Origin of the sequence: Enterococcus asini ATCC 700915 (assembly GCF_000407365.1) — a bacterium.
GTDB lineage: Bacteria > Bacillota > Bacilli > Lactobacillales > Enterococcaceae > Enterococcus_C > Enterococcus_C asini.
Genome location: NZ_ASVU01000001.1, coordinates 945,183 through 970,332 on the forward strand (window position 1 = coordinate 945,183; position 25,150 = coordinate 970,332).

Sequence of the window (25,150 nt, forward strand, 5' to 3'; positions counted from 1 at the left end):
GTTTACTTACTCAAAATCTTGCCCAGTTCTTCTTCGGGTAAGTTGATGTACTTGTAGCAAGTGCCCACAGAGACGCCGCATTTGGTGGAGATAAACTGAATGGTCTCTTTTTTGTCGAAGTAAAGCTGACGAATCTTCTTCACCGTTTTTGGATCAATCTTTGGCCGGCCGCCGATTTTGCCTTTTTTGCGAGCGTTGTTCAAGCCGACTAAAGTCCGTTCCTTGATCAAAACGCTTTCCATTTCTGCCAGGCCTTCCATTAAGTTGAAGTAAATGGCCCCCATAGGTTCTCTGGTGTCGATGTTTTCTGCCAGGCTGACTAAGTGGATGTTGCGCTTTTGCAAGAGACTCATTAATTCGGTCAATTGCCGGGTGGAGCGTCCAAGACGGGAAAGGTCCGCTGTGATTAAGACGTCACCACTGCGCATTTGGGCCACCACTGTGTCCAATTCAGTAGGGGATAGCTCAGGGGAGAGTGCTTCATAGGTATCAAAGAAAATCTGATCGCAGCCAAAATCCTGGAGCAAGTCGTGTTGCGTTTGGTAATCGTGGTCCGTAATCGTTGTCCTAACATATCCAATTTTACTCATTGCTAATCCTTCCTATTCCAAGTTTGTATTCAAGGAAAACTTAGCATAAAAAAAAGCAAAAAGATACCGTATTTTAGAAGAATTTTTATTAAATATGATGATTAATTAAGGAATCTGACAAAATGGCTATTGTCAGAATTTACAGAAACTTCGGGTTTTCAAGGGTTACGACGCCTGAATCGCCACCAACAATAACACGATTGACCATATTTAAAAACAAGCCGTGTTCGACGACGCCGACCATATTTGTGAGCTCTGTGGCCAATTGTTCGGGTTTTGCAATGGTTCCGAGATGTAAGTCAAGAATCAAGTTGTTGCTATCCGTGCGTAAAAATTCCCCGTCGTTCGTGGTCCGGAAAGTGGGCTGGTAGCCCCGTTCGGTTAAGATGTGTTTGATTTGTTGGCTACCATAAGGGATGACTTCCACGGGTAGGGGGAAAGCACCCAGTGTGGGAACCATTTTTGATTGATCCACAATCCAAATGACTTCTTTGGAATAGGTTGCGACGATTTTTTCAAAGAGTAAGGCTGCACCGCCACCTTTGATTCCTTGGAAATTTTCATCGATTTCGTCGGCGCCATCAATGGTCAAATCCACGTAAGGCACGGCATCCACGGAGCGCAACGGGATACCTAGTTCAAGAGCTTGGGTTTCTGTAGCTTTAGAAGTCGTTACCCCTGTGATTTTTAAGCCTTCTTCTTTTACTCTGCGGCCGACTTCTTCTACCATATAATAGGCTGTCGAACCAGTTCCTAAACCGACAATCATATCGTCTTGCACATACTTGGCGGCTTCAATGCCGACCATTTGCTTGAAATTCATAGTTGTCACCTCGTCATTTTCTCGCTCGTTTCCTAGGAAGTGCTAGGAAAGGACGGCTTTATTGTAAAGGGTTTTGAGCAGAATTGGTAGCCTTTCTCACTTTATAGTAGAGATAACTGTAACCAAGGACTTGTTCTCGGAAAATCATGAAAACTTATTTTCAAGTGCTTGACAGAGATTTTTACCTATGCTATTCTATCAAAGGTGCTTTGTGTACAGGTCTCAAAGTGAGACGTGCTGACTGTCAGAATGAGCACAATCTGATAAGCGTGCAGCAATGCATTATTTTTTATCGCCAAAAAGGAACCACCTGGATGTGTGGAACTAGAAAGCGAATCAAGGAAGGAGGAAATCAGGGTATGCCTACAATTAACCAATTAGTACGGAAGCCTCGTAAATCCAAGGTTGAAAAATCAAATTCACCTGCATTGAACAAAGGATATAACAGTTTCAAGAAGACTCAAACGAATGTGAACTCACCACAAAAACGTGGGGTTGCGACTCGTGTGGGGACTATGACACCGAAGAAACCGAACTCAGCATTGCGTAAATTTGCCCGTGTTCGTTTGTCTAACTTGATCGAAGTAACAGCTTATATTCCAGGTATCGGTCACAACTTGCAAGAACACAGTGTGGTCTTGTTACGCGGGGGCCGTGTAAAAGACTTACCAGGGGTACGTTACCATATCGTTCGTGGCGCTTTGGATACAGCTGGTGTTACAGATCGTAAACAATCTCGGTCTAAATACGGTACCAAACGTCCTAAAGCCTAAGCACATATTCAAACTAACACTATCAAATTATCGTAAAGGAGGAGTTACGGATGCCTCGTAAAGGTCCTGTTGCAAAACGTGATGTTTTACCAGATCCTATTTATAACTCAAAATTAGTGACTCGCTTAATCAACCGTGTCATGGTTGATGGAAAACGCGGGATCGCATCAAGCATTATCTATGATGCTTTTGAAACTATCAAGGAATCTACTGGAAACGATCCATTGGAAGTTTTCGAACAAGCCATGAAAAACGTTATGCCAGTCTTGGAAGTTAAAGCTCGTCGTGTCGGCGGTTCTAACTACCAAGTGCCAGTTGAAGTACGCCCTGAACGTCGTGCGACTTTAGGTCTTCGCTGGATCGTGAACTACGCTCGTCTGCGTGGGGAACACACAATGGAAGAACGCTTAGCTAAAGAAATCATGGATGCTGCTAACAACACTGGTGCTTCTGTGAAAAAACGCGAAGATACACACAAAATGGCGGAAGCCAATCGTGCATTCGCACATTATCGCTGGTAAGATTTCTAAGTGGCGACTCACCTCGCCCTTTAGAAACTTTGCTTTAAGCGTTTAGTCCCATATCTAGAGAGGAGTACAACGTAGTATGGCTAGAGAATTTTCACTAGAAAAAACTCGTAATATCGGTATTATGGCCCACGTGGATGCTGGTAAAACTACCACCACTGAACGGATCTTATACTATACCGGTAAAATCCATAAAATCGGTGAAACCCACGAAGGTGCTTCACAGATGGACTGGATGGAACAAGAACAAGAACGTGGGATTACCATTACTTCCGCTGCGACAACTGCACAGTGGAAAGGGTATCGCGTAAATATCATCGACACCCCAGGACACGTGGACTTCACTATTGAAGTACAACGTTCATTGCGGGTACTAGATGGTGCGGTTACCGTTTTGGACTCTCAATCAGGGGTTGAACCTCAAACCGAAACCGTTTGGCGTCAAGCTACAGAATACCGGGTACCTCGTATCGTATTCTGTAACAAAATGGACAAAATCGGTGCGGACTTCTTGTATTCTGTTTCTACCTTGCACGATCGTCTAGGAGCAAATGCTCACCCAATCCAATTACCAATTGGTGCGGAAGATGATTTCACAGGGATCATTGACCTCGTTACCATGAAAGCCGAAATCTACACTAACGACTTAGGTACCGAAATCAAAGAAGAAGAAATTCCTGAAGATTACAAAGAGTTAGCGCAAGAATGGCGCGATAAATTGGTGGAGGCAGTAGCTGAAACTGATGAAGACTTGATGATGAAATATCTAGAAGGTGAAGAAATCACCGAAGCAGAATTGAAAGACGGGATTCGTAAAGCAACCATCAGCGTTGACTTCTTCCCAGTTTTAGCTGGTTCTGCCTTCAAGAACAAAGGGGTTCAATTGATGTTGGATGCCGTTCTTGATTACTTGCCTTCTCCATTAGATATCGAAGCAATCAAAGGGATCGATTCTAAGACTGACGAAGAAGTAACTCGTCCAGCCGACGACGAAGCGCCATTTGCATCATTGGCCTTCAAAGTTATGACTGACCCATTTGTTGGTCGTCTAACCTTCTTCCGTGTCTACTCTGGTGTCTTGGAAAGTGGTTCATACGTATTGAACGCTTCTAAAGACAAAAAAGAACGGATCGGTCGTATCCTACAAATGCACGCGAACAGCCGTACTGAAATCGACAAAGTTTACTCTGGCGATATCGCTGCTGCCGTTGGTTTGAAAGACACCACAACTGGTGATACTTTATGTGCAGTAGATTCTCCAGTAATCTTGGAATCTATCGAGTTCCCTGAACCGGTTATCCAAGTTGCCGTTGAACCTAAATCAAAAGCAGACCAAGACAAGATGGGGGTTGCTTTGCAAAAACTTGCAGAAGAAGATCCTTCATTCCGAGTGGAAACCAACGTGGAAACTGGCGAAACAGTTATCTCCGGTATGGGTGAATTGCATTTGGACGTCTTAGTTGACCGGATGCGTCGTGAATTCAAAGTTGAAGCAAACGTTGGTGCGCCTCAAGTATCTTACCGGGAAACATTCCGTGCCCCTGTTACCCAAGCTGAAGGGAAATTCGTCCGTCAGTCCGGTGGTAAAGGTCAATACGGTCACGTTTGGGTTGAATTTACACCAAACGAAGAAGGTAAAGGTTTCGAATTCGAAAACGCAATCGTCGGTGGTGTGGTTCCTCGTGAATACATCCCAGCCGTTGAAAAAGGTCTAGCTGAATCCATGCAAAATGGTGTCTTGGCTGGCTATCCATTGGTTGATATCAAAGCAAAACTCTATGATGGGTCTTACCACGATGTCGATTCCAATGAAACTGCCTTCCGGGTAGCCGCTTCCATGGCATTGAAAGCTGCTGCGAAGAAAGCTAATCCAGTAATCTTGGAACCAATGATGAAAGTTACCATCACTGTTCCTGAAGACTACTTAGGGGATATTATGGGCCACGTTACTGCTCGTCGCGGGCGCGTCGAAGGTATGGAAGCTCACGGTAACTCTCAAATCGTTAATGCGATCGTACCATTGGCTGAAATGTTCGGTTACGCAACAACCTTGCGTTCTGCAACACAAGGTCGCGGTACCTTCATGATGGTCTTTGACCACTACGAAGATGTACCGAAATCTATCCAAGAAGAAATCATTAAGAAAAACGGCGGCAAAGCTGAATAATCTTTAGAGTTTCTTTGGATACTCCCAGCAGATTTCAGGAAAAACTAGCTTTTTCCTGGGATTTGTGTAAAATAATTATCGATGATAAGGGCAGAAGATTTTCTTCTACCTATCAAAAACAAAAAACTTAACTTTAGGAGGAACATTCTAAAATGGCAAAAGAAAAATACGACCGTTCCAAACCACACGTAAACATTGGTACTATTGGACACGTTGACCATGGTAAAACAACTTTGACTGCTGCAATCACTACAGTTTTGGCTAAAAAAGGTTTGGCTCAAGCATCTGCTTACGACCAAATCGATGGTGCTCCTGAAGAACGCGAACGTGGGATCACAATCTCTACAGCTCACGTTGAATACGAAACTGACACTCGTCACTACGCTCACGTGGACTGCCCAGGACACGCGGACTACGTTAAAAACATGATCACTGGTGCTGCTCAAATGGACGGCGCGATCTTGGTAGTATCTGCTGCTGATGGTCCTATGCCTCAAACTCGTGAACACATCCTATTGTCTCGTAACGTTGGCGTTCCTTACATCGTTGTATTCTTGAACAAAATGGACATGGTTGACGACGAAGAATTGTTGGAATTGGTTGAAATGGAAGTTCGCGACCTATTGACCGAATACGGCTTCCCAGGCGATGACACTCCAGTTGTTGCTGGTTCTGCTTTGAAAGCTTTGGAAGGCGACCCTGTCTACGAAGAAAAAATCATGGAATTGATGGCTGCAGTTGACGAATACATCCCAACTCCAGTTCGTGATACTGACAAACCATTCATGATGCCAGTGGAAGATGTATTCTCTATCACAGGCCGTGGTACTGTTGCAACTGGTCGTGTTGAACGTGGACAAGTCCGCGTCGGCGATGAAGTTGAAATCGTAGGTATCGCTGAAGAAACTGCGAAAACTACTGTAACTGGTGTTGAAATGTTCCGTAAATTGTTGGACTACGCTGAAGCTGGGGACAACATTGGTGCATTGCTTCGTGGGGTTGCTCGTGAAGACATCCAACGTGGACAAGTATTGGCTAAACCAGGTTCAATCACTCCACATACAAAATTCTCTGCTGAAGTTTACGTTTTGACGAAAGAAGAAGGCGGACGCCACACTCCTTTCTTCACTAACTACCGTCCTCAGTTCTACTTCCGTACAACTGACGTTACCGGTGTTGTTGAATTGCCAGAAGGTACTGAAATGGTAATGCCTGGCGATAACGTTACAATGACAGTTGAATTGATCCACCCAATCGCTATCGAAGACGGAACTCGTTTCTCTATTCGTGAAGGCGGCCGGACTGTTGGTTCAGGCGTTGTAACTTCTATCCAAGCGTAAGCAAAGGTTAGACAAATTTAAAAGCAGTCGCATTTTGCGACTGCTTTTTTTGTACGCAAATAAACCGGAATGAACACTTCTTTTATTGGTTCATTCCGGTTTATTTAGCTCCTGTTCAAGGGGGAAGGGTTATTTCAGTAGGCCTTGTTTCTTTAGGAAAGCATCGATTTTACCTGTGGGTTCAGCGCTGTATACGTCTAAAAACTTCTGGGTCCAATCTTTGGTTTCCCGTTTTTCACCGAATTTCTTCATGGTGATATCGTAGTCTTCAATTAAAGAATAGTCGTAGTCTTGATACGTGTCGAAGTGTACCACGGCCTTTTCTGGCAGGCGGGGTTTCACTTCCATGTCCACAGCAGGCTTCCCAATCGAAAGGCCAGCCACGGGAAACACGTAATCTGGCAAGTGTAAGAGTTCGGCTACGGCATCGATTTCATTGCGAATCCCGCCAACTACGACGCTACCTAAGCCCAGTGCACTAGTAGCAACCACGGCGTTTTCCAAAGCCAGGGCGCAATCGGCAGTAGCGACTAATAAGGGATCCACGCTATCGCCCACATGATAGTCCGCTTGGTGCTGAACAGCGACTTTTTGCGTGCGTTTTAAGTCCGCTAAAAAGACTAAGAACACTGAGCTTTTGCGGATATGAGGATTGCGGGGGCTTAGGGCTACGAGCTTTTCCCGGATTGAAGGGTCTTTGACCACGATAATGCTATAAAGTTGGCCATTCATCCAGCTAGGGGCTTGGCGAGCACTGTTTAGTATGTTTTGTAATTCTTCTGGAGATAATTCATAAGACTCATCGAACTGGCGATAGGTCCGGTGGTTTTGGAGTAGGTTCAAGGTATCTGTCATCTTTTTGCGCTCCTTAATTTTAGTTGTTCGCTAATCACTGTAAACCGTCTCTGAAAATCCGGCAAGTCGGCGGTTTCCAGGCGGGTGTAGTTTAAGCGAAAGGAATTGGTTTCTTTACTAAAGAGAAAAGCCGGGGCGACTAAAAGACCCGCCTCCAGAAAAAGTTGCCAATCTTTCCTCTGTAAAGGTTCGTGGCGCCAAGTTAGCCAAGTGTAGAGGCCACCTTTAATGGAACGTATTTGCCAGTCTTCTGCAAAAGGTGCAACATTTCTTTGGAAAGCTTGGGCCCGGGTTTCCAAAGTAGTCATCAAAGAGTGATGATTGAGTGGGTATTCTGGAGATTGAAGGGCACTGGTAGCCAAGAGCTGTGGGAAAATCGTGGTTTCGGCTTCCAGGCGTTGTTTGGCATGGGCCAGGCTAGCAATTAAAGGCACAGGACCAAAAAGCCAGCCGATTTTAATGGAGGTCCCGAAGAGTTTCGACAAGGAACCCAAATAAATCACTAATTCCGGTGCCAGTGCTTTGAGTTTGGGCAAAGGAGTAGCAAAGTCCAACTCCCCAAAGACATCGTCCTCGATAATTGGCAAGGAATACTTGCGACAGAGCTCGACGACAGCTTTGCGCCGGGTCAGACTCATCACGCGCCCGGTTGGATTTTGAAAAGTCGGATTCAAATACAAAAAGCGAATCTTCTTACTAAGGATACTGCGCTCCAACGCGTCAGGGAGAATCCCTTCTTCGTCACAGGCGATACCCACCAAGGGGATTCCCAAGGACTGAAATAAGGGCAGTGCAAAAAGAAAAGAAGGTTCTTCCGTCGCCACGGCTTCAGTAGGCGCCAGCAAGGTTTGCAAGATCAAGGAAATTCCTTGGGAGGAACCAGAGGTGATTAACAGATCCTGATTGTGAGACGCTAAAGAAAACGTCTGGGTCAAACTGTGGAGAATGGCTTCTTTTAAAGGCTCGTAGCCTGTTGCAGTCACTTGTTGTTCGGCGGCTAAAATCTTTTCCCAACGCATGGCGGGAAAGGCAAAGTCGGGAATCAAGCTAGCCGGTAATTCCCCCGTATAGAGATCCAAAACATCCGGGCGCGCCTTGGCGGTATTGAGCTCGGTTAAATACGGGTCCGGGGTGAAGGGGGCTCGTTGGAGTAATGCTTGCCATTGGTAATGGGGTGTTTGGCGACTGCCCCAGGGGCCTTGGGAGATTTCCGTGCCACTGCCTTGGCGCCGGGTAATCCAACCTAGGCTCGCTAACTCTTCTAATGCATGATTTACCGTGGAACGGTTGACTTGATAAGCTGTCGCCAACTGCCGTTCCGGAGGGAGTTTGTCTCCGGGTTGCAAGCGGCCGTTTTGGATGTCCTCGATGACTTGTTTGATAATCTGTTGGAATAAAGGGGCTTTACTATTGCGATCCAAAGGTTTCAAACCAGAGGCACCACCTTTCGTGAAATCGTCAGAAAATTTAATTGGTTGGCTCCAAAATAAACCAATTGGCTGTTTTCGTCAAGAGATGGGCGGTCTATACTCTTCTTAACGTAGAAGTGCCATTGACAAAAAAGGAGTGTGCCAAATGAAAAAAGTCTTAACGATTGCCGGCTCCGATTCAACCGGTGGTGCCGGTTTGCAGGCAGATTTAAAAACATTTCAAGAATATGGGGTCTTTGGATTTTCCAGTTTGACCTCTGTCGTAACCATGGATCCTGATTCAGGGTGGTCCCATGAAGTAACGGAGATGCCGGTCGACTTACTGGAAAAGCAATTGATCTCTGTCTTTGCCGGTGGTCCCGTGGCGGCACTGAAAACAGGGATGATGGGCAATGAAACCAATATTGCCTTAGCCAGTGAATACATCGCCCGCTATCCGGAAACCAAAGTCGTCATCGATCCGGTGATTGCTTGTAAAGGAACGGCGCAAATCTTGCAGCCAAAAAGTGTCGCAGCAATTAAAGAGTACTTGTTACCAGTAGCCTTAGTGACTACGCCGAATTTATTGGAAGCGGGAATTTTATCCGAAATGGGGGATTTGACTAGCATTGAGGATATGAAAAAAGCCGCGCGTCTGATTCACCAACAAGGGGCGAAAAACGTCGTAGTAAAAGGCGGCCATCGTCTGGGTGGGGACAAAGCAGTGGATCTGCTTTACGATGGCACAGACTTTGTTCTCTTGGAAAATGAACTCTATCAAACCGACCGCAATCACGGTGCCGGCTGTACCTTTGCCGCGGCGATTACGGCAGGGTTGGCGAAGGGCTTGTCTGTCCCGGCAGCCGTGGCTCTAGGAAAGAAATTTGTGGCGCAAGCGATTAAACAAGGGGTACAGGTCAACCCTTATGTAGGCCATGTGTGGCATGGGGCGTACAACACCGCGGAACACCGCATCACCCCAGAACAAGACTAGTAGTTGGAAAGAAGGAGAAATATGCAAAAAGATACGAAGATTCAAAGCATCGTCTTGGTTGCTTTGTTCACGGCTTTGACTGTGATTGGAACCTATATTAAAATTCCTCTGCCGACAGGGGCCTTTGTTCATTTAGGCAATGCCGTTTTGTTGTTGTCGGTGTTGTTGTTAGGGTATGTCAAAGGTTCTCTAGCAGGAGGCTTGGGCTTTTTTATCTTTGATTTAATGAATGGTTATGCCACGGAAGCACCTTATTTCATCTTGGAAAGTTTTATCGTGGGGGCAGCGGCTTATGGGGCTTTTGTACTATTTAAAAAGCATCCTACCAAGCTTTATCAAATAATCGTGATTGGGATTATCACGGGAATCGCCAAAGTCAGCATGACTCAAATTAAAAATACGGTGATGAACTTGATTGCAGGAGCGGATTTTGGCCCGGCCTTTGTGGGGGCAGCGGCCAAACTACCGGCAACGCTGATCAATGTGACTCTGACCGTGGTGATTGTGGCAGTAGTCTACTTCCCACTTCGTAGTGCCATGAAGCGGACATTCCGCAAAGAGTTTCATTAACTAACTAATAGGATCCGCAGCTAGGATAACCGTTTCTGCGCAGTGAGGCATGGGATTTCCTAGTTGTGGGTCTTTTTGTCTGGTGATTTGGGAAAAATTCTCAGGATGTCTCCTAATAGCTTTGCTATACTTATACAGTAGTATGTGAATGTAAGGCGTAAATATGGGAGTAATTTATGGAAGTGTTAAAATATGGGGATTTAGCCATTCGACCAGCCTTGGTGACGGATGCGACACAGTTAGCGACTTGGTGGAACGATGGTGCAGTAATGGTTCATGCCGGATTTCCTAGAGGTATTGGCACCACAGAAAAGAAAGTCGCGGAAAGTTTAAGTGGTGATGGACTAGCTACGGGTCGCCGCTTGCTTTTGCTACGGGGAGCAGAGGCGATTGGGGAGATGTACTATTCTATGGAAGGGCATGACACAGCAGAGATTGGGATTAAAATTTGTCGGCAGGATTTTCAAGGGCAAGGGTTAGGCAAATGCTACTTGCGTCTGTTAATCGATTCTCTATTCGCTCAGGGAATCCAAAAGATACGCTTGGATACTATGCTGGAGAATCAACGAGCTCAGCATGTCTATGAATCTCTGGGCTTTCAAAAGGTAGGTGTGCGCAAAGATTGTTGGCAAGATCAACTAGGGGTTTGGCGCACAGCTGTAGATTATGAATTATTGCCTAAAAATTGGCAAAGTACTCTCCAAAATCGATAAAAAACAGTCAGATATTTTTACGAAGCTCGACGGCCGATGTCGAGCTTTTTTTGCGTCCATTAATAAAAAATTAAACTCTTTTTGCATGAAACCCCTTACCTGATAAAATCCCAGAAAACCTTGTAAAACCAATGAAAAAAGCTTGCTATCAAGGTTAGAATGTAATATAATCAGAAAGGTGCTGTTTGCGAAAGCGCGAAAAGCACTGGTGGGATAAGGTTTTATTCTGCCGGCTATGAAACGAGAGGTTGCGACACGCCCGGAAGCTTTGCCACGGAAGGGCGAGTTGGAAATTTTCGTGGAGCTATGTCTACTTTTTAAAATAGGCGAAGGAGGGAAAAACATGGCAAAACAAAAAATTCGTATCCGATTAAAAGCGTATGAACACCGTATTCTGGATCAATCCGCGGACAAAATCGTTGAAACGGCAAAGAGAACTGGGGCTTCTGTGTCAGGTCCAATTCCGTTGCCAACTGAACGCAGCTTGTACACTGTGATCCGCGCGACTCACAAATACAAAGATTCTCGCGAACAATTCGAAATGCGTACTCACAAACGTCTGATTGACATTGTGAACCCTACACCAAAAACAGTTGATGCTTTGATGAAGCTAGACTTGCCAAGCGGTGTAAATATTGAAATCAAACTATAATCATTAAAAAGATGGAGGTGTAATCATGACCAAAGGAATCTTAGGGAAAAAAGTGGGAATGACTCAAATCTTCACTGAATCTGGCGAATTGATCCCTGTAACAGTTGTAGAAGCTACGCCAAACGTAGTCCTACAAGTGAAAACTGTCGAAAACGACGGTTACGAAGCAGTTCAAGTCGGTTACCAAGATATGCGTGAAGTTTTGTCTAACAAACCTGCGAAAGGTCATGTTGCAAAAGCAAACACGGCTCCTAAGCGCTTCATTCGCGAATTCAAGAATGTCGAGCTTGAGGGCTTAGAAGTTGGATCAGAAATCAAAGTTGACACATTCGCTGCAGGCGATATCGTCGACGTTACAGGGACTTCAAAAGGTAAAGGATTCCAAGGCGTTATCAAACGTCACGGACAAAGCCGCGGCCCAATGGCTCACGGTTCTCGTTACCACCGTCGTCCTGGTTCAATGGGTCCAGTAGCACCTAACCGGGTCTTCAAGAACAAACACTTGGCTGGTCGTATGGGCGGCAACCGCGTAACGATGCAAAATCTTGAAATCGTTCGGGTTGATGCTGAACGTAATGTTATCTTGATTAAAGGTAACGTACCAGGCGCGAAGAAATCATTGATTACCATTAAATCCGCTGTTAAAGCAAAATAAAAGAGACGGAAGGAGGAACTAAGGAATGCCTAACGTAGCATTATTCAAACAAGATGGAAGCCAAAACGGCGAAATCACATTGAAAGAAGAAATCTTCGGAATCGAACCTAATGAATCAGTTGTTTATGATGCAATCATCATGCAACGTGCTTCATTGCGTCAAGGCTCTCACGCGGTTAAAAACCGTAGTGCAGTATCCGGTGGTGGCCGTAAACCATGGCGCCAAAAAGGTACTGGCCGTGCCCGTCAAGGTTCAATCCGTTCACCACAATGGCGCGGAGGTGGCGTAGTCTTCGGACCAACTCCACGTTCTTACAGCTACAAGCTGCCTAAGAAAGTTCGTCGCCTAGCAATGAAATCTGTATTGTCAGAAAAAGTTGCTGCTAATAACTTGGTTGCTGTTGATGCATTGAGCTTCGACGCACCAAAAACGAAAGAATTCAAACAAGTGCTTGCTAACCTAGCAATCGACAGCAAAGTTTTAGTCGTGCTTGAAGCCGACAACGATTTTGCAACATTGTCTGCTCGTAACTTGCCAAACGTTACTGTTGTTTCTTCAGACAACATCAGCGTCTTGGACATCGTTTCTAGCGATAAAATGTTAGCAACTCAAACTGCTCTTACTCAGATCGAGGAGGTGCTTGCATAATGAACTTACTAGACGTTATCAAACGCCCAGTGATCACTGAAAAATCCATGCTTGCTATGGACGAAAAGAAATACACTTTCGAAGTGGACACTCGCGCAAACAAAACTTTAGTAAAACAAGCTGTTGAAGCAGCTTTTGATGGTGTGAAAGTTGCCAATGTGAACATCATCAACGTGCGTCCTAAATTCAAACGCATGGGCAAATATGCTGGTTACACTAAAAAACGTCGGAAAGCAATCGTGGCTTTGACCGCTGATTCTAAAGACATTCAATTATTCGACGCTGAATAAAGCGTCCCAAATTAAACCATAGGAGGGAAACAGACGTGGCGATTAAAAAGTACAAACCTACCTCAAATGGTCGTCGTAACATGACAAGCTCTGACTTTGCTGAGATTACTACATCTACACCAGAGAAGACTTTGTTGGCACCATTGAAAAATAATGCCGGTCGTAACAACAACGGGCGTATCACTGTACGTCACCAAGGTGGCGGTCACAAACGTCAATACCGTTTGATCGACTTCAAACGTAACAAAGACAACGTTATCGCTGTTGTTAAAACCATCGAATATGATCCAAACCGTTCAGCAAACATCGCGTTGCTGCACTATACAGATGGGGTGAAAACTTACATCTTAGCACCAAAAGGACTAGAAGTTGGTATGACTGTAGTATCCGGTCCTGAAGCGGATATTAAAGTCGGCAACGCATTGCCATTGGAAAACATTCCAGTCGGTACTGTTGTCCACAACATTGAAATGAAACCAGGTAAAGGCGGACAATTAATCCGTTCTGCTGGTACAAGCGCCCAAGTATTGGGTAAAGAAGGCAAATACGTATTGATCCGCTTAAACTCCGGTGAAGTACGCATGATCTTGGCTACTTGCCGTGCGACAATCGGTTCTGTTGGTAACGAACAACACGAATTGATCAACATCGGTAAAGCTGGTCGTTCTCGTTGGATGCGTAAACGTCCTACCGTTCGTGGTAGCGTAATGAACCCTAACGATCACCCACACGGTGGTGGTGAAGGTAAAGCACCAATCGGGCGGAAAGCACCAGTTTCTCCTTGGGGTCAACCTGCATTGGGTTACAAGACTCGGGATAAAAAAGCCAAATCCGACAAGCTTATCGTACGTCGTCGTAAAGCTAAATAATCTATTTGACCAGATATCTACATTTTGTAAAGGAGGGTCACCATGGGTCGTAGTTTGAAAAAAGGACCTTTCGTCGATGAACATTTGATGAAAAAGGTTGAAGCGCAAGAAGGCGCCGAAAAGAAAAAAGTTATTAAAACTTGGTCTCGTCGTTCCACGATTTTCCCTAACTTCATCGGTTTCACTATCGCAGTCTATGATGGACGTAAACACGTTCCAGTTTACATCCAAGAAGACATGGTAGGACATAAATTAGGTGAATTTGCACCATCTAGAACTTACCGTGGCCACGCTGTCGACGATAAGAAAACCAAACGTTAAATTTGAGAGGAGGATTTTCAAATGGCTGAACAAATCACATCAGCAAGAGCAACTGCCAAAACAGTTCGCGTTTCTCCTCGCAAATCCCGTCTAGTGATCGATTTGATTCGCGGGAAAAATGTTGGAGAAGCAATTGCAATCTTGAAGTTTACACCAAATAAAGCTGCCGGAATCATCGAAAAAGTTTTGATGTCAGCAGTAGCGAATGCAGAAAATAACTTTGACTTAGATGTTGAAAACCTAATCGTTTCTGAAGCCTTCGTTAACGAAGGACCTACTATGAAACGTTTCCGTCCTCGGGCGAAAGGTTCTGCTTCACCAATCAACAAAAGAACAAGTCATATTACTGTAGTCGTATCAGAAAAATAAGGAGGGACATTCAGTGGGTCAAAAAGTAAATCCAATTGGAATGCGCGTTGGCATCATCCGTGACTGGGATGCGAAATGGTATGCTGAAAAAGAATACGGCGAATTCCTACACGAAGATTTAAGAATCCGCAAATTTATTGCGACCAAACTTGCTGATGCCGCTGTGTCTAAAGTGGAAATCGAACGCGCTGCAAATCGCGTGAACGTTTCTATTCACACAGCTAAACCAGGTATGGTGATCGGTAAAGGCGGTTCTGAAGTCGAAAACCTAAGAAAAGAATTAAACAAGTTGACCGGCAAACGGGTCCACATCAACATCGTGGAAATCAAAAAACCGGATCTTGATGCAAAATTAGTTGGCGAAGGAATTGCCCGTCAATTAGAAAACCGCGTGGCATTCCGTCGTGCACAAAAACAAGCGATCCAACGGACAATGCGTGCCGGCGCTAAAGGGATCAAAACTATGGTATCTGGCCGTTTGAACGGTGCTGATATCGCTCGTTCTGAAGGTTATTCAGAAGGAACTGTTCCTCTTCATACATTGCGTGCCGATATCGACTACGCATGGGAAGAAGCAAACACTACCTACGGAAAATTAGGAGTGAAAGTGTGGATCTACCGCGGCGAAATCTTGCCAGCGAAAAAGAACGTTCAAAACACTGAGAAAGGAGGGAAATAAACATGTTAGTACCTAAACGTGTGAAACACCGTCGTGAGTTCCGTGGAAAAATGCGGGGCGAAGCTAAAGGCGGTAAAGAAGTAGCATTCGGTGAATACGGCTTGCAAGCTGTTGAATCTCACTGGATCACTAACCGCCAAATTGAAGCTGCTCGTATCGCTATGACTCGTTACATGAAACGTGGCGGGAAAGTATGGATCAAAATTTTCCCTCACAAATCATACACAGCGAAAGCAATCGGCGTTCGGATGGGTTCCGGTAAAGGGGCTCCTGAAGGATGGGTTTCTCCTGTGAAACGTGGCAAGATCATGTTTGAAATTGCTGGGGTTCCAGAAGAAGTCGCTCGTGAAGCATTACGTCTTGCATCTCACAAGTTGCCAATCAAGACTAAAATCGTAAAACGTGAGGAAATGGGTGGTGAATCGAATGAAGGTTAAAGAAATCAGAGAATTAACCACTGCCGAAATGCTTGATCAAGAAAAGCAATTGAAGGAAGAATTGTTCAACTTGCGATTCCAACTAGCAACCGGTCAATTAGAAAACACTGCACGTATCCAAGAAGTTCGCAAATCGATTGCACGCATCAAAACTGTGTTGCGTGAACAATCTAAGTAAGAGTGGAAGGAGGCCATTTAGCGTATGACTGAAGAAAGAAATCAACGCAAAGTTTACCAAGGTCGCGTGGTATCTGACAAAATGGATAAAACCATCACTGTTGTGGTTGAAACCAAAAAGAATCACCCTATCTACGGCAAACGCATGAACTACTCTAAGAAATACAAAGCCCACGATGAAAACAACGAAGCAAAAGTTGGCGATATCGTGCGCATTATGGAAACTCGTCCATTATCAGCTACTAAACGTTTCCGTTTGGTTGATATTGTTGAAAAAGCAGTGGTTATCTAATCACGGAGACTTTCCGATATAGAGTGATATGCACAACCTGAAAGGAGGATACACATCGTGATCCAAGCAGAAAGCCGCTTAAAAGTTGCGGACAACTCAGGTGCCCGGGAAATCCTTACGATTAAAGTTCTTGGTGGTTCAGGCCGCAAGACTGCAAATATCGGGGACGTCATTGTTGCTTCGGTTAAACAAGCAACGCCAGGTGGAGTTGTCAAAAAAGGTGACGTGGTAAAAGCCGTCATCGTTCGTACTAAAACAGGAGCTCGTCGGACTGACGGTTCTTATATCAAATTCGATGAAAATGCTGCGGTTATTATCCGTGACGATAAGAGCCCTCGGGGAACTCGGATCTTTGGCCCAGTGGCCCGTGAATTGCGTGAAAACAACTTCATGAAGATCGTTTCTCTAGCACCAGAAGTATTGTAATTTGTATCTATTACCAAAGGAGGTGCGAAACAGTAATGTTTGTAAAAAAAGGCGATAAAGTAAAAGTTATCACTGGTAAAGACAAAAACAAAGAAGGCGTTGTACTTGCAGCGTTTCCTAAGAAAGATAAAGTGATTGTCGAAGGTGTTAACGTGATGAAGAAACACCAAAAACCTTCTCAAGCTGCTCCTCAAGGTGGGATCCTTGAAGTCGAAGCACCGATTCATGTTTCCAACGTGATGGTGATTGATCCTTCAAACGGTCAAACTACCCGTGTCGGCTACAAAGAAGTTGACGGCAAAAAAGTCCGCGTTTCTAAAAAAACCGGCGAAGTTCTGGATAAATAATCTCGTGTAGGAAAGGAGGAGCAAACGAATGAACCGCCTGAAAGAAAAATATACTAAAGAAGTCGTTCCGGCTTTGACAGAAAAATTCAATTACACTTCCGTAATGCAAGCACCAAAAGTTGACAAGATCGTGATCAACATGGGTGTGGGTGATGCCGTATCCAATGCGAAAAACTTGGATAAAGCAGTTGAAGAATTGGCTTTGATCTCTGGTCAAAAACCATTGATCACGAAAGCTAAGAAATCAATCGCTGGTTTCCGTTTACGTGAAGGAATGCCAATCGGGGCTAAAGTTACATTGCGTGGCGAACGCATGTATGAATTCCTTGATAAATTGGTAAGTGTTTCCTTACCTCGTGTCCGTGATTTCCACGGCGTCAGCAAAAAGGCTTTTGATGGTCGCGGTAACTATACTTTAGGTATCAAAGAACAATTAATCTTCCCAGAAGTTGATTATGACATGGTAGATAAAGTCCGCGGGATGGACATCGTAATTGTGACAACTGCACAAACAGACGAAGAATCCCGTGAATTGTTAACGCAACTAGGCATGCCATTTGCAAAATAAAAAAAGGAGGCGAACTACGTGGCTAAAAAATCAATGATTGCTAAAAACAAACGTCCTGCTAAGTTCTCTAGTCAAGAATACACTCGCTGCGAACGTTGCGGACGTCCACATTCAGTTTATCGTAAATTCAAACTTTGCCGTATTTGCTTCCGCGAACTTGCCTATAAAGGACAAATTCCCGGCGTGAAGAAAGCTAGCTGGTAAACCAAGAAAACTCGCATAAAGGAGGTAAATCATCCAATGGTCATGACAGATCCAATCGCAGATTTCCTAACTCGTATTCGTAATGCCAACATGGTCAAACACGAATCGTTGGAAGTACCTGCTTCAAAAATCAAACGTGATATCGCTGAAATCCTGAAAAAAGAAGGATTCATCCGCGATGTTGAATATATCGAAGATGACAAACAAGGCGTAATCCGCGTCTTCCTGAAATATGGACGGAACGGCGAACGCGTCATCACCAACTTGAAACGTATCTCTAAACCAGGCTTGCGGGCTTACGTCAAAGCTGACGAAGTACCAAAAGTATTGAACGGTTTGGGTATCGCGATCTTGTCTACTTCTGAAGGTGTTATCACCGACAAAGAAGCTCGGGCGAAAAACATCGGCGGCGAAGTTGTCGCTTACGTATGGTAATAAAATAATTACACAAGGAGGTGTCTTCAAGTGAGTCGTATCGGTAATAAAATCGTTGTATTGCCTGCTGGTGTTGAAATCAAGCAAGATGGCAACAACGTTACAGTCAAAGGGCCAAAGGGTGAATTAACTCGTCATTTCTCTTCTGATATCGCAATGAATATCGAAGGAAACGAAGTAACATTTACACGTCCAAATGACACAAAAGAAATGAAAACCATCCACGGAACTACCCGGGCCAACTTCAACAACATGGTCGTAGGTGTTTCTGAAGGATTCCAAAAAGCATTGGAACTTCAAGGGGTTGGGTATCGTGCACAATTACAAGGCAAAAAACTTGTCTTGAACGTGGGCTACTCTCACCCAGTTGAAATCGATGCACCAGCTGGTATCGAAATTGAAGTACCAAACAATACTTCAATCATCGTAAAAGGCTCGGACAAAGAAGTTGTTGGCGAATTAGCAGCTAACATCCGCGGCGTTCGTCCTCCAGAACCTTACAAAGGCAAAGGGATTCGCTATGTTGGCGAATACGTACGCCGTAAAGAAGGTAAAACTGGTAAATAATCGTAGGCTGCAAAGTTTACGATTCGCGGCCTAGGCCAGCAAAAACAAAGAGGTGACAATTGTGATTACAAAACCAGATAAAAACAAAACACGTCAAAAGCGTCATCGTCGTGTCCGTAACAAAATCTCTGGTACTGCTGAGTGCCCACGCTTGAACGTTTTCCGTTCTAACAAAAACATCTACGCACAAGTAATTGATGACGTAGCGGGTGTGACGCTAGCAAGTGCCTCTACCTTGGATAAAGAAATTTCAGGTGGAACAAAAGTTGAACAAGCACAAACTGTCGGAAAATTAGTCGCAGAACGTGCCGCAGCAAAAGGCGTTAAAGTAGTAGTCTTTGACCGTGGTGGTTACCTTTACCATGGCCGCGTGCAAGCTTTGGCTGAAGCTGCTCGCGAAAATGGACTAGAATTTTAAGAGAAGGAGGAACACCATTCATGGTTTATATTGATCCAAAACATTTGGAATTAGAAGACCGCGTGGTTGCTATCAACCGTGTAACCAAAGTTGTTAAAGGTGGACGTCGTTTGCGTTTCGCTGCTTTGGTTGTCGTGGGCGATAAAAACGGTCACGTTGGATTTGGTACTGGTAAAGCACAAGAAGTACCAGAAGCAATCCGCAAAGCAATCGAAAATGCGAAGAAAAACCTGGTTGAAGTACCAATGGTTGGTTCTACAATCCCTCACGAAGTCATCGGCGTATTTGGCGGCGGCCGCATCTTGATGAAACCTGCTGTAGAAGGTTCTGGAGTAGCTGCTGGTGGCCCGGTTCGTGCGGTCCTAGAATTAGCTGGTGTGGGCGATGTTACGTCTAAATCTTTAGGTTCTAACACCCCAATCAACGTAGTGCGGGCAACCGTTGAAGGTTTGACACAATTGAAACGGGCTGAAGAAGTTGCAGAACTTCGCGGCATTTCCGTTGACGAATTGATCGGATAAGGAGGACAAATATAATGGCTGATTTGAAAATCACTTTGAAACGCAGCGTTATCGGACGTCCTCAAAATCAACGAGACACCGTTAAAGCGCTAGGTTTGAAAAAAATGAACTCAACAGTAGTGAAACCTGCCAATGAAGCAATCAAAGGCATGGTTAACACTATTTCTCACTTGGTAGAAGTTGAAGAAGTTTAATTTTAGCTTCGAACTATTTTGATTAAGGAGGTGCCAAACCTATGAAACTTCATGAATTAAAACCTTCAGAAGGTTCTCGTCAAGTACGCAATCGCGTAGGTCGCGGAACATCTTCTGGTAACGGGAAAACAGCTGGCCGTGGACAAAAGGGGCAAAAAGCTCGTTCCGGCGGTGGTGTACGTCTAGGCTTTGAAGGGGGACAAACTCCATTGTTCCGTCGTTTGCCAAAACGTGGATTTACCAACATTAACCGTAAAGAATATGCAGTTATCAACTTAGATGTCTTGAATCGTTTTGAAGACGGTGCTGAAGTAACCCCTGTTACTTTGGTTGAAGCCGGCTTTGTGAAAAACGAAAAAGCAGGAATCAAAGTGTTAGCTAACGGCGAATTGACTAAGAAATTAACTGTGAAAGCAGCTAAATTCTCAAAAGCAGCTGAAGAAGCGATTGTTGCTGCTGGCGGATCAATCGAGGTGATCTAATGATTAAACTGTTGCGGGACTCGTTTAAAGTAAAAGAGATTCGTTCGAAACTCTTCTTTACGATCTTTGCACTGTTTGTCTTTCGCTTAGGCGCCCATATTACGGTGCCGGGCGTAGATGCCAGTCGATTGCAAACCATTTCGGAACTGCCTTTCCTAAACATGTTGAATATCGTAAGTGGTAGCGCCATGCAAAACTTCTCGATCTTCGCCATGGGGGTTTCACCTTATATCACAGCTTCCATCGTAATCCAACTCTTGCAGATGGATATCGTACCGAAGTTTGTGGAATGGTCGAAACAAGGTGAGGTTGGACGCCGGAAGTTGAACCAAGCGACCCGAGTATTGACCCTGATTTTGGGCTTTGTCCAATCAATCGGGATCACCTTTGGCTTTAATTCCTTCACCCAGCTAGGGTTTGTAACGGATACTTCCGTGAAGAACTTCATGATCATCGGCCTGATCTTAACGGCAGGTACCATGTTCGTGACTTGGTTAGGGGAACAAATTACAGAAAAAGGCGTCGGTAACGGCGTTTCCATGATCATCTTCGCCGGGATTATCTCCCGGATGCCGACAGATATCAAAGGTTTGATTGAAGATTACTTCATTAATATCGAATCCTCTGAAATCTGGAAGTCCGCGATCTTCATGATTTTGTTAGTCATCGCGATTCTCGTAATCGTAACTTTGGTGACCTATGTTCAACAAGCGGAACGAAAAATTCCGATTCAATATACCAAACGAGTTGCCGGTGCACCTACTAGTAGTTATTTGCCAATCAAGGTAAATGCTGCTGGGGTAATCCCAGTCATCTTTGCTTCATCCTTTATTGCCACACCAAATGCTATTTTGCAGGCGGTAGCTAGCAATAATGCGGGCAAAGATTGGTATCAAGTTTTGACCCAAATCTTCAGTTACAATACCGTTCCAGGTGCGATTATCTATACTGTCTTAATCGTTGCCTTCACCTTCTTCTATGCCTTTGTTCAAGTAAACCCTGAGAAATTAGCGGAAAACTTGCAAAAGCAAGGCAGCTACATTCCAAGTGTACGGCCTGGGAAAGGTACGGAAGAGTATGTTTCTGGTTTGTTGATGCGTTTAAGTGCAGTGGGCGCGATCTTCTTAGGTCTCGTTGCGTTGTTGCCAATCGTAGCGCAAATGATTTGGAACCTCCCTCAATCTATCGGGTTGGGCGGAACAAGTTTATTAATCGTGATCGGTGTTGCGCTGGAAACTGCTAAACAGTTAGAAGGCTTAATGTTGAAACGAAAATATACTGGCTTTATCAACAATTAATGTGTTAGCGGGTTGAGGATTTTCCTCAACACCGTTGCACCCTTTAAATAGGAGGAGTAGTTAGCATGAACCTTGTATTGATGGGTTTACCAGGTGCTGGTAAAGGTACCCAAGCAGAACGGATCGTTGCTGAATATAAAATTCCCCAAATTTCCACCGGCGATATGTTTCGGGCAGCCATTGCCAAAGAAACAAAGCTTGGATTGGAAGCAAAAACATACATGGACAAAGGGGAGCTCGTTCCTGACGCGGTAACGAATGGTATCGTGAAAGAACGCTTAGCAGAACCCGATACTGAAAATGGCTTTTTGTTGGATGGGTACCCTCGGACATTGGATCAAGCCAAAGAGCTAGATCAAATGCTTACGGACCTAAACAAGAAGATTGACGCAGTTATCGAAATCCATGTCCCTGAAGAAACGCTCGTTGAACGTTTAGCCGGACGTTACATTTGTCGCAACTGCGGCGCTACCTATCACAAAATCTTCAACCCAACAAAGGTCGAAGGAACTTGTGATCGCTGTGGAGGCCATGAATTTTACCAACGAGAAGATGATAAGCCTGAGACGGTCAAAAATCGTCTTGCTGTCAATATCAAAAGTAGTGAACCGATCTTAAGCTATTACAAAGACCAAGGTTTATTGCAGTCTATTGATGGCGATCGTGAAATCGATGCTGTATTTAACGATGTTAAAAAAATCATCGAGTAACGACATCGCTAGTTACCGACTTGCAGCCTTAAAGTTTTCTCTTGTTAAGTTTGACATTCTGTGATACAATGTGTCAGTCCGACTTCTAGCCTTGTGTTAGAGGCAACTTTTTTGAGAATCTTAGGTGGGAACTTCGGTGTTTCCGCCATTTTATCGTGTGAAAATCACAAGTACAAGGAGGTACTGTGCGTGGCAAAAGAAGATGTGATCGAAATCGAAGGTACAGTCGTCGAAACTTTGCCGAATGCAATGTTTAAAGTGGAGTTGGAAAACGGACACCAAGTGTTGGCTACCGTCTCTGGCAAGATTCGGATGCATTATATCCGCATTTTACCTGGTGACAAGGTGACAGTGGAGCTTTCTCCTTATGATCTGTCCCGGGGTCGTATCACTTACCGCTTTAAATAATTGTACTCCGTAAAACTACAGGAGGTATTATCATGAAAGTAAGACCATCAGTAAAACCAATGTGCGAACATTGTAAAGTAATCCGCCGTAAAGGTCGGGTTATGGTGATTTGCCCAGCAAATCCAAAACATAAACAACGTCAAGGATAATCGGAGGTGTAACAAAATATGGCTCGTATTGCAGGAGTAGATATTCCTCGTGATAAACGCGTAGTAGTTTCCCTTACTTATATCTATGGGATTGGGAACACAACTGCGAAACAAGTATTAGCTAACGCTGGTGTTTCTGAAGACGTTCGTGTTCGGGACCTTACCAACGAACAAACAGACGCCATTCGTGCGGAAGTAGATAAGCTAAAAGTTGAAGGGGATCTTCGTCGTGAAGTTAACTTGAACATCAAACGTTTGATGGAAATCGGTTCTTACCGTGGAATCCGTCATCGTCGTGGGTTGCCAACTCGTGGACAAAACACGAAGAACAACGCACGTACTCGTAAAGGCCCTTCTAAAACAGTGGCAGGTAAGAAAAAATAATTTCTAAGTGAAGGAGGTTAAACTTCATGGCAGCAAAAAAAGTGAGTCGCAAACGCCGTGTGAAAAAGAATATTGAAGCTGGTATCGCGCATATCCACTCAACATTCAACAATACAATCGTTATGATCACTGATGTTCACGGAAACGCATTAGCGTGGTCATCAGCAGGTTCTCTAGGCTTTAAAGGAAGCAAAAAATCTACTCCTTTCGCAGCGCAAATGGCAGCTGAAACAGCTACTAAAGCAGCAATGGAACATGGTTTGAGAACCGTAGAAGTAACCGTTAAAGGACCTGGTTCAGGACGTGAAGCAGCAATCCGTGCATTACAAGCAGCAGGTTTAGAAGTAACTGCTATCCGTGACGTAACTCCAGTTCCTCACAATGGATGCCGCCCTCCAAAACGCCGTCGTGTTTAATGAGTGCTGCTCATTTGAGTGCTAAAAGTAACGTCATTAAGCAAGACACTTTTCGTTTTGAAAGGGGTAAATGATAAGAATGATTGAATTCGAAAAACCAAGAATCTCAAAGATTGATGAAGAAAAAGATTATGGCAAGTTCATCGTAGAACCTCTGGAAAGAGGCTATGGAACTACTTTAGGCAATTCCCTGCGTCGTATTTTGTTGTCTTCTTTACCTGGTGCAGCAATCACCAGCATCCAGATCGATGGTGTTTTACACGAATTCTCAACTGTCAAAGGTGTACGGGAAGACGTGGCACAGATCATCTTGAACATCAAAGGCCTCGCCCTGAAGATGTACACTCAAGAAGAAAAAACCCTGGAAATCGATATCGCTGGTCCGGCAACAGTCACAGCAGGCGATATTATCGTTGACAGCGATGTAGAAATCTTGAACAAAGATATGTACATCTGCAGTGTTTCTGAAGGCGCAACATTCCATGCTCGTTTGACTGTCAAACCTGGTCGTGGGTATGTCCAAGCCGATGAAAACAAAAAAGAAGATATGCCAATTGGCGTTCTTCCGGTTGATTCAATCTATACCCCTGTTCGTCGTGTCAACTACCAAGTTGAAAACACACGGGTTGGACGTCGGGATGATTTCGATAAATTAACCATGGAAATCTGGACAGACGGATCCATTTTGCCATTAGAAGCAATGAGTCTAGCTGCGAAGATCATGACGGAGCATTTGGATATTTTTGTGAATCTGACTGATGAAGCGAAAAACGTGGAAATCATGATTGAAAAAGAAGAAACACAAAAAGAAAAAATGTTGGAAATGACCATCGAAGAATTAGATTTATCCGTTCGTTCTTACAATTGTTTGAAACGTGCTGGCATCAATACTGTTCAAGAATTGACCAACAAGTCCGAACCTGAAATGATCAAAGTTCGTAACTTGGGCCGGAAATCTCTAGAAGAAGTCAAAGCAAAATTGCATGACCTTGGCTTAGGGCTACGTAAAGACGATTAGGAAGTAATTTGGAATAGGAGGAAACCCACGTGAGTTACCGTAAATTAGGACGCACATCAAGCCAACGTAAAGCGATGTTGCGTGACTTGACTACCGATTTAATCATTAACGAACGCATTGTCACTACCGAAGCTCGTGCTAAGGAAGTTCGTTCAACTGCTGAAAAAATGATCACTCTTGGAAAACGTGGAGATTTGCACGCACGTCGTCAAGCAGCTGCTTTTGTTCGCAATGAAGTTGCTAGCGTTCGTGAAGAAAACGAAGAAATCGTTATTGAATCTGCTTTGCAAAAGCTTTTCAATGATGTTGCTCCTCGTTATGCAGATCGTCAAGGTGGATACACTCGTATCTTGAAAACCGAACCACGTCGCGGCGATGCTGCTTCAATGGTTATTTTGGAATTAGTTTAAGATCACACTTAACATCACTTTATGGATGAATTTTTAGAGTGTTA

Annotated in this window: 40 protein-coding genes; 36 read left to right on the forward strand and 4 right to left on the reverse strand. The window is 44.4% G+C overall.

Annotated elements, in window-relative coordinates; all coding sequences use genetic code 11:
- Window positions 1-2: 2 nt before the first annotated feature.
- Both I579_RS04590 and rpiA read right to left on the reverse strand, forming a co-directional pair.
- Window positions 3-590 carry a recombinase family protein gene (locus tag I579_RS04590; protein WP_010754777.1) on the reverse strand — a complete coding sequence of 196 codons (588 nt, stop codon included), beginning with the start codon at window positions 588-590 and terminating at the stop codon, window positions 3-5.
- Between the two features lie 139 nt (window positions 591-729).
- The gene (gene rpiA / locus I579_RS04595; RefSeq protein WP_010754776.1) at window positions 730-1,413 is read right to left on the reverse strand and encodes a ribose-5-phosphate isomerase RpiA; all 684 of its coding nucleotides are present in this window, start codon (window positions 1,411-1,413) and stop codon (window positions 730-732) included.
- Between the two features lie 359 nt (window positions 1,414-1,772).
- Between rpiA and rpsL the strand changes: the two genes are divergently transcribed.
- The 4 genes from rpsL to tuf all read left to right on the forward strand — a co-directional run bounded on the left by rpsL (window position 1,773) and on the right by tuf (window position 6,220).
- Window positions 1,773-2,186 (forward strand): 30S ribosomal protein S12, encoded by a 414-nt coding sequence (gene rpsL / locus I579_RS04600; RefSeq protein ID WP_010754775.1) that lies wholly within the window; start codon window positions 1,773-1,775, stop codon window positions 2,184-2,186.
- 50 nt (window positions 2,187-2,236) lie between these two features.
- The gene (gene rpsG, locus I579_RS04605) at window positions 2,237-2,707 is read left to right on the forward strand and encodes a 30S ribosomal protein S7 (protein WP_010754774.1); all 471 of its coding nucleotides are present in this window, start codon (window positions 2,237-2,239) and stop codon (window positions 2,705-2,707) included.
- Window positions 2,708-2,792: 85 nt separating this feature from the next.
- Window positions 2,793-4,880 carry an elongation factor G gene (gene fusA / locus I579_RS04610; RefSeq protein WP_010754773.1) on the forward strand — a complete coding sequence of 696 codons (2,088 nt, stop codon included), beginning with the start codon at window positions 2,793-2,795 and terminating at the stop codon, window positions 4,878-4,880.
- Window positions 4,881-5,032: 152 nt separating this feature from the next.
- A complete protein-coding gene (tuf, locus tag I579_RS04615) occupies window positions 5,033-6,220 on the forward strand; it encodes an elongation factor Tu (RefSeq protein ID WP_010754772.1) in 1,188 nt (395 codons plus the stop codon).
- A 129-nt stretch (window positions 6,221-6,349) separates the two neighbouring features.
- On the opposite strand, the gene I579_RS04620 is transcribed toward tuf, so the two are convergent.
- Together I579_RS04620 and I579_RS04625 are read right to left on the reverse strand one after the other, a co-directional pair.
- Window positions 6,350-7,075, reverse strand: a complete 726-nt coding sequence (locus I579_RS04620; RefSeq protein WP_010754771.1) for a nitroreductase family protein — start codon at window positions 7,073-7,075, stop codon at window positions 6,350-6,352.
- On the reverse strand, window positions 7,072-8,505 hold the full coding sequence (locus I579_RS04625) for an aminotransferase-like domain-containing protein (protein WP_010754770.1): 1,434 nt from the start codon (window positions 8,503-8,505) through the stop codon (window positions 7,072-7,074). The genes I579_RS04620 and I579_RS04625 overlap by 4 nt, the downstream gene beginning before the upstream one ends.
- Before the next feature lie 145 nt (window positions 8,506-8,650).
- On the opposite strand from I579_RS04625, the gene thiD reads away from it, so the two are divergent.
- The 32 genes from thiD (at window position 8,651) to rplQ (ending at window position 25,106) form a co-directional block, all read left to right on the forward strand.
- Window positions 8,651-9,478, forward strand: a complete 828-nt coding sequence (thiD, locus tag I579_RS04630) for a bifunctional hydroxymethylpyrimidine kinase/phosphomethylpyrimidine kinase (protein WP_010754769.1) — start codon at window positions 8,651-8,653, stop codon at window positions 9,476-9,478.
- A gap of 21 nt (window positions 9,479-9,499) precedes the next feature.
- On the forward strand, window positions 9,500-10,048 hold the full coding sequence (locus tag I579_RS04635; RefSeq protein WP_010754768.1) for an ECF transporter S component: 549 nt from the start codon (window positions 9,500-9,502) through the stop codon (window positions 10,046-10,048).
- Between the two features lie 176 nt (window positions 10,049-10,224).
- Window positions 10,225-10,761, forward strand: a complete 537-nt coding sequence (locus I579_RS04640; protein WP_010754767.1) for a GNAT family N-acetyltransferase — start codon at window positions 10,225-10,227, stop codon at window positions 10,759-10,761.
- A 343-nt stretch (window positions 10,762-11,104) separates the two neighbouring features.
- A complete protein-coding gene (rpsJ, locus tag I579_RS04645) occupies window positions 11,105-11,413 on the forward strand; it encodes a 30S ribosomal protein S10 (RefSeq protein ID WP_005880808.1) in 309 nt (102 codons plus the stop codon).
- Between the two features lie 25 nt (window positions 11,414-11,438).
- Window positions 11,439-12,068 (forward strand): 50S ribosomal protein L3, encoded by a 630-nt coding sequence (gene rplC, locus I579_RS04650; RefSeq protein ID WP_010754766.1) that lies wholly within the window; start codon window positions 11,439-11,441, stop codon window positions 12,066-12,068.
- 25 nt (window positions 12,069-12,093) lie between these two features.
- Window positions 12,094-12,717: a 50S ribosomal protein L4 gene (gene rplD, locus I579_RS04655; protein ID WP_010754765.1), complete on the forward strand. Its 624-nt coding sequence runs from the start codon at window positions 12,094-12,096 to the stop codon at window positions 12,715-12,717.
- The gene (locus I579_RS04660; RefSeq protein ID WP_010754764.1) at window positions 12,717-13,007 is read left to right on the forward strand and encodes a 50S ribosomal protein L23; all 291 of its coding nucleotides are present in this window, start codon (window positions 12,717-12,719) and stop codon (window positions 13,005-13,007) included. Before rplD ends, I579_RS04660 begins: the two co-directional genes overlap by 1 nt.
- A 35-nt stretch (window positions 13,008-13,042) precedes the next feature.
- Window positions 13,043-13,876, forward strand: a complete 834-nt coding sequence (gene rplB, locus I579_RS04665) for a 50S ribosomal protein L2 (protein WP_010754763.1) — start codon at window positions 13,043-13,045, stop codon at window positions 13,874-13,876.
- Between the two features lie 42 nt (window positions 13,877-13,918).
- The gene (rpsS, locus tag I579_RS04670; RefSeq protein ID WP_010754762.1) at window positions 13,919-14,197 is read left to right on the forward strand and encodes a 30S ribosomal protein S19; all 279 of its coding nucleotides are present in this window, start codon (window positions 13,919-13,921) and stop codon (window positions 14,195-14,197) included.
- A 21-nt stretch (window positions 14,198-14,218) separates the two neighbouring features.
- Window positions 14,219-14,566 (forward strand): 50S ribosomal protein L22, encoded by a 348-nt coding sequence (gene rplV / locus I579_RS04675; protein ID WP_010754761.1) that lies wholly within the window; start codon window positions 14,219-14,221, stop codon window positions 14,564-14,566.
- 13 nt (window positions 14,567-14,579) lie between these two features.
- Window positions 14,580-15,245, forward strand: a complete 666-nt coding sequence (gene rpsC / locus I579_RS04680; RefSeq protein ID WP_010754760.1) for a 30S ribosomal protein S3 — start codon at window positions 14,580-14,582, stop codon at window positions 15,243-15,245.
- A 2-nt stretch (window positions 15,246-15,247) separates the two neighbouring features.
- On the forward strand, window positions 15,248-15,682 hold the full coding sequence (gene rplP, locus I579_RS04685; protein WP_010754759.1) for a 50S ribosomal protein L16: 435 nt from the start codon (window positions 15,248-15,250) through the stop codon (window positions 15,680-15,682).
- Window positions 15,672-15,860 (forward strand): 50S ribosomal protein L29, encoded by a 189-nt coding sequence (gene rpmC / locus I579_RS04690; RefSeq protein WP_010754758.1) that lies wholly within the window; start codon window positions 15,672-15,674, stop codon window positions 15,858-15,860. Before rplP ends, rpmC begins: the two co-directional genes overlap by 11 nt.
- 24 nt (window positions 15,861-15,884) lie before the next feature.
- Complete coding sequence (gene rpsQ / locus I579_RS04695) at window positions 15,885-16,151, forward strand: 30S ribosomal protein S17 (RefSeq protein ID WP_010754757.1); 267 nt, start codon at window positions 15,885-15,887, stop codon at window positions 16,149-16,151.
- Window positions 16,152-16,208: 57 nt separating this feature from the next.
- Window positions 16,209-16,577, forward strand: a complete 369-nt coding sequence (gene rplN / locus I579_RS04700) for a 50S ribosomal protein L14 (RefSeq protein WP_010754756.1) — start codon at window positions 16,209-16,211, stop codon at window positions 16,575-16,577.
- A gap of 35 nt (window positions 16,578-16,612) precedes the next feature.
- Window positions 16,613-16,924 (forward strand): 50S ribosomal protein L24, encoded by a 312-nt coding sequence (rplX, locus tag I579_RS04705; RefSeq protein WP_010754755.1) that lies wholly within the window; start codon window positions 16,613-16,615, stop codon window positions 16,922-16,924.
- A gap of 28 nt (window positions 16,925-16,952) precedes the next feature.
- A complete protein-coding gene (rplE, locus tag I579_RS04710; protein WP_010754754.1) occupies window positions 16,953-17,492 on the forward strand; it encodes a 50S ribosomal protein L5 in 540 nt (179 codons plus the stop codon).
- 18 nt (window positions 17,493-17,510) lie between these two features.
- Complete coding sequence (locus I579_RS12635) at window positions 17,511-17,696, forward strand: type Z 30S ribosomal protein S14 (protein WP_010754753.1); 186 nt, start codon at window positions 17,511-17,513, stop codon at window positions 17,694-17,696.
- Window positions 17,697-17,732: 36 nt separating this feature from the next.
- Window positions 17,733-18,131, forward strand: a complete 399-nt coding sequence (rpsH, locus tag I579_RS04715) for a 30S ribosomal protein S8 (RefSeq protein ID WP_010754752.1) — start codon at window positions 17,733-17,735, stop codon at window positions 18,129-18,131.
- 30 nt (window positions 18,132-18,161) lie between these two features.
- Window positions 18,162-18,698, forward strand: coding sequence for a 50S ribosomal protein L6 (gene rplF, locus I579_RS04720; RefSeq protein ID WP_010754751.1), 537 nt, complete (start codon window positions 18,162-18,164; stop codon window positions 18,696-18,698).
- Between the two features lie 61 nt (window positions 18,699-18,759).
- Window positions 18,760-19,116, forward strand: a complete 357-nt coding sequence (gene rplR / locus I579_RS04725) for a 50S ribosomal protein L18 (RefSeq protein ID WP_010754750.1) — start codon at window positions 18,760-18,762, stop codon at window positions 19,114-19,116.
- Between the two features lie 20 nt (window positions 19,117-19,136).
- Complete coding sequence (rpsE, locus tag I579_RS04730; protein ID WP_010754749.1) at window positions 19,137-19,637, forward strand: 30S ribosomal protein S5; 501 nt, start codon at window positions 19,137-19,139, stop codon at window positions 19,635-19,637.
- Window positions 19,638-19,651: 14 nt separating this feature from the next.
- Window positions 19,652-19,831 carry a 50S ribosomal protein L30 gene (gene rpmD / locus I579_RS04735; RefSeq protein ID WP_010754748.1) on the forward strand — a complete coding sequence of 60 codons (180 nt, stop codon included), beginning with the start codon at window positions 19,652-19,654 and terminating at the stop codon, window positions 19,829-19,831.
- 41 nt (window positions 19,832-19,872) lie between these two features.
- Window positions 19,873-20,313 carry a 50S ribosomal protein L15 gene (gene rplO, locus I579_RS04740; protein WP_010754747.1) on the forward strand — a complete coding sequence of 147 codons (441 nt, stop codon included), beginning with the start codon at window positions 19,873-19,875 and terminating at the stop codon, window positions 20,311-20,313.
- Entirely contained in the window at window positions 20,313-21,611 is a 1,299-nt protein-coding gene (gene secY / locus I579_RS04745) for a preprotein translocase subunit SecY (protein WP_010754746.1), read from the forward strand. The genes rplO and secY overlap by 1 nt, the downstream gene beginning before the upstream one ends.
- 65 nt (window positions 21,612-21,676) lie before the next feature.
- On the forward strand, window positions 21,677-22,321 hold the full coding sequence (locus tag I579_RS04750) for an adenylate kinase (RefSeq protein ID WP_010754745.1): 645 nt from the start codon (window positions 21,677-21,679) through the stop codon (window positions 22,319-22,321).
- A gap of 189 nt (window positions 22,322-22,510) precedes the next feature.
- Entirely contained in the window at window positions 22,511-22,729 is a 219-nt protein-coding gene (gene infA / locus I579_RS04755) for a translation initiation factor IF-1 (protein ID WP_010754744.1), read from the forward strand.
- Between the two features lie 32 nt (window positions 22,730-22,761).
- Window positions 22,762-22,878, forward strand: a complete 117-nt coding sequence (rpmJ, locus tag I579_RS12640; protein WP_002288710.1) for a 50S ribosomal protein L36 — start codon at window positions 22,762-22,764, stop codon at window positions 22,876-22,878.
- Between the two features lie 18 nt (window positions 22,879-22,896).
- Window positions 22,897-23,262 carry a 30S ribosomal protein S13 gene (rpsM, locus tag I579_RS04760; RefSeq protein ID WP_010754743.1) on the forward strand — a complete coding sequence of 122 codons (366 nt, stop codon included), beginning with the start codon at window positions 22,897-22,899 and terminating at the stop codon, window positions 23,260-23,262.
- A 26-nt stretch (window positions 23,263-23,288) separates the two neighbouring features.
- Window positions 23,289-23,678, forward strand: a complete 390-nt coding sequence (rpsK, locus tag I579_RS04765) for a 30S ribosomal protein S11 (protein WP_010754742.1) — start codon at window positions 23,289-23,291, stop codon at window positions 23,676-23,678.
- Window positions 23,679-23,757: 79 nt separating this feature from the next.
- Window positions 23,758-24,696, forward strand: coding sequence for a DNA-directed RNA polymerase subunit alpha (locus tag I579_RS04770; protein ID WP_034810508.1), 939 nt, complete (start codon window positions 23,758-23,760; stop codon window positions 24,694-24,696).
- A 29-nt stretch (window positions 24,697-24,725) separates the two neighbouring features.
- A complete protein-coding gene (gene rplQ, locus I579_RS04775) occupies window positions 24,726-25,106 on the forward strand; it encodes a 50S ribosomal protein L17 (protein ID WP_010754740.1) in 381 nt (126 codons plus the stop codon).
- Window positions 25,107-25,150: the final 44 nt, after the last annotated feature.

Bases quoted from the DNA above. Each gene is read 5' to 3' on its own strand.
- fusA (WP_010754773.1), top strand. From the start codon at position 2,793: ATGGCTAGAGAATTTTCACTAGAAAAAACTCGTAATATCGGTATTATG.
- I579_RS04660 (WP_010754764.1), top strand. From the start codon at position 12,717: ATGAACTTACTAGACGTTATCAAACGCCCAGTGATCACTGAAAAATCC.
- rplO (WP_010754747.1), top strand. From the start codon at position 19,873: ATGAAACTTCATGAATTAAAACCTTCAGAAGGTTCTCGTCAAGTACGC.
- rpsK (WP_010754742.1), top strand. From the start codon at position 23,289: ATGGCAGCAAAAAAAGTGAGTCGCAAACGCCGTGTGAAAAAGAATATT.
- rplC (WP_010754766.1), top strand. From the start codon at position 11,439: ATGACCAAAGGAATCTTAGGGAAAAAAGTGGGAATGACTCAAATCTTC.
- secY (WP_010754746.1), top strand. From the start codon at position 20,313: ATGATTAAACTGTTGCGGGACTCGTTTAAAGTAAAAGAGATTCGTTCG.
- rpsQ (WP_010754757.1), top strand. From the start codon at position 15,885: ATGACTGAAGAAAGAAATCAACGCAAAGTTTACCAAGGTCGCGTGGTA.
- rpsM (WP_010754743.1), top strand. From the start codon at position 22,897: ATGGCTCGTATTGCAGGAGTAGATATTCCTCGTGATAAACGCGTAGTA.
- rpmD (WP_010754748.1), top strand. From the start codon at position 19,652: ATGGCTGATTTGAAAATCACTTTGAAACGCAGCGTTATCGGACGTCCT.
- rpsG (WP_010754774.1), top strand. From the start codon at position 2,237: ATGCCTCGTAAAGGTCCTGTTGCAAAACGTGATGTTTTACCAGATCCT.
- rpsE (WP_010754749.1), top strand. From the start codon at position 19,137: ATGGTTTATATTGATCCAAAACATTTGGAATTAGAAGACCGCGTGGTT.
- rplE (WP_010754754.1), top strand. From the start codon at position 16,953: ATGAACCGCCTGAAAGAAAAATATACTAAAGAAGTCGTTCCGGCTTTG.
- rpmC (WP_010754758.1), top strand. From the start codon at position 15,672: ATGAAGGTTAAAGAAATCAGAGAATTAACCACTGCCGAAATGCTTGAT.
- I579_RS04620 (WP_010754771.1), bottom strand. From the start codon at position 7,075: ATGACAGATACCTTGAACCTACTCCAAAACCACCGGACCTATCGCCAG.
- rpsH (WP_010754752.1), top strand. From the start codon at position 17,733: ATGGTCATGACAGATCCAATCGCAGATTTCCTAACTCGTATTCGTAAT.
- rplD (WP_010754765.1), top strand. From the start codon at position 12,094: ATGCCTAACGTAGCATTATTCAAACAAGATGGAAGCCAAAACGGCGAA.
- I579_RS04640 (WP_010754767.1), top strand. From the start codon at position 10,225: ATGGAAGTGTTAAAATATGGGGATTTAGCCATTCGACCAGCCTTGGTG.
- rpsJ (WP_005880808.1), top strand. From the start codon at position 11,105: ATGGCAAAACAAAAAATTCGTATCCGATTAAAAGCGTATGAACACCGT.
- I579_RS04750 (WP_010754745.1), top strand. From the start codon at position 21,677: ATGAACCTTGTATTGATGGGTTTACCAGGTGCTGGTAAAGGTACCCAA.
- rpmJ (WP_002288710.1), top strand. From the start codon at position 22,762: ATGAAAGTAAGACCATCAGTAAAACCAATGTGCGAACATTGTAAAGTA.
- rpiA (WP_010754776.1), bottom strand. From the start codon at position 1,413: ATGAATTTCAAGCAAATGGTCGGCATTGAAGCCGCCAAGTATGTGCAA.
- I579_RS04590 (WP_010754777.1), bottom strand. From the start codon at position 590: ATGAGTAAAATTGGATATGTTAGGACAACGATTACGGACCACGATTAC.
- rplV (WP_010754761.1), top strand. From the start codon at position 14,219: ATGGCTGAACAAATCACATCAGCAAGAGCAACTGCCAAAACAGTTCGC.
- thiD (WP_010754769.1), top strand. From the start codon at position 8,651: ATGAAAAAAGTCTTAACGATTGCCGGCTCCGATTCAACCGGTGGTGCC.
- tuf (WP_010754772.1), top strand. From the start codon at position 5,033: ATGGCAAAAGAAAAATACGACCGTTCCAAACCACACGTAAACATTGGT.
- rplP (WP_010754759.1), top strand. From the start codon at position 15,248: ATGTTAGTACCTAAACGTGTGAAACACCGTCGTGAGTTCCGTGGAAAA.
- I579_RS04770 (WP_034810508.1), top strand. From the start codon at position 23,758: ATGATTGAATTCGAAAAACCAAGAATCTCAAAGATTGATGAAGAAAAA.
- rpsS (WP_010754762.1), top strand. From the start codon at position 13,919: ATGGGTCGTAGTTTGAAAAAAGGACCTTTCGTCGATGAACATTTGATG.
- I579_RS04635 (WP_010754768.1), top strand. From the start codon at position 9,500: ATGCAAAAAGATACGAAGATTCAAAGCATCGTCTTGGTTGCTTTGTTC.
- rpsL (WP_010754775.1), top strand. From the start codon at position 1,773: ATGCCTACAATTAACCAATTAGTACGGAAGCCTCGTAAATCCAAGGTT.
- rplX (WP_010754755.1), top strand. From the start codon at position 16,613: ATGTTTGTAAAAAAAGGCGATAAAGTAAAAGTTATCACTGGTAAAGAC.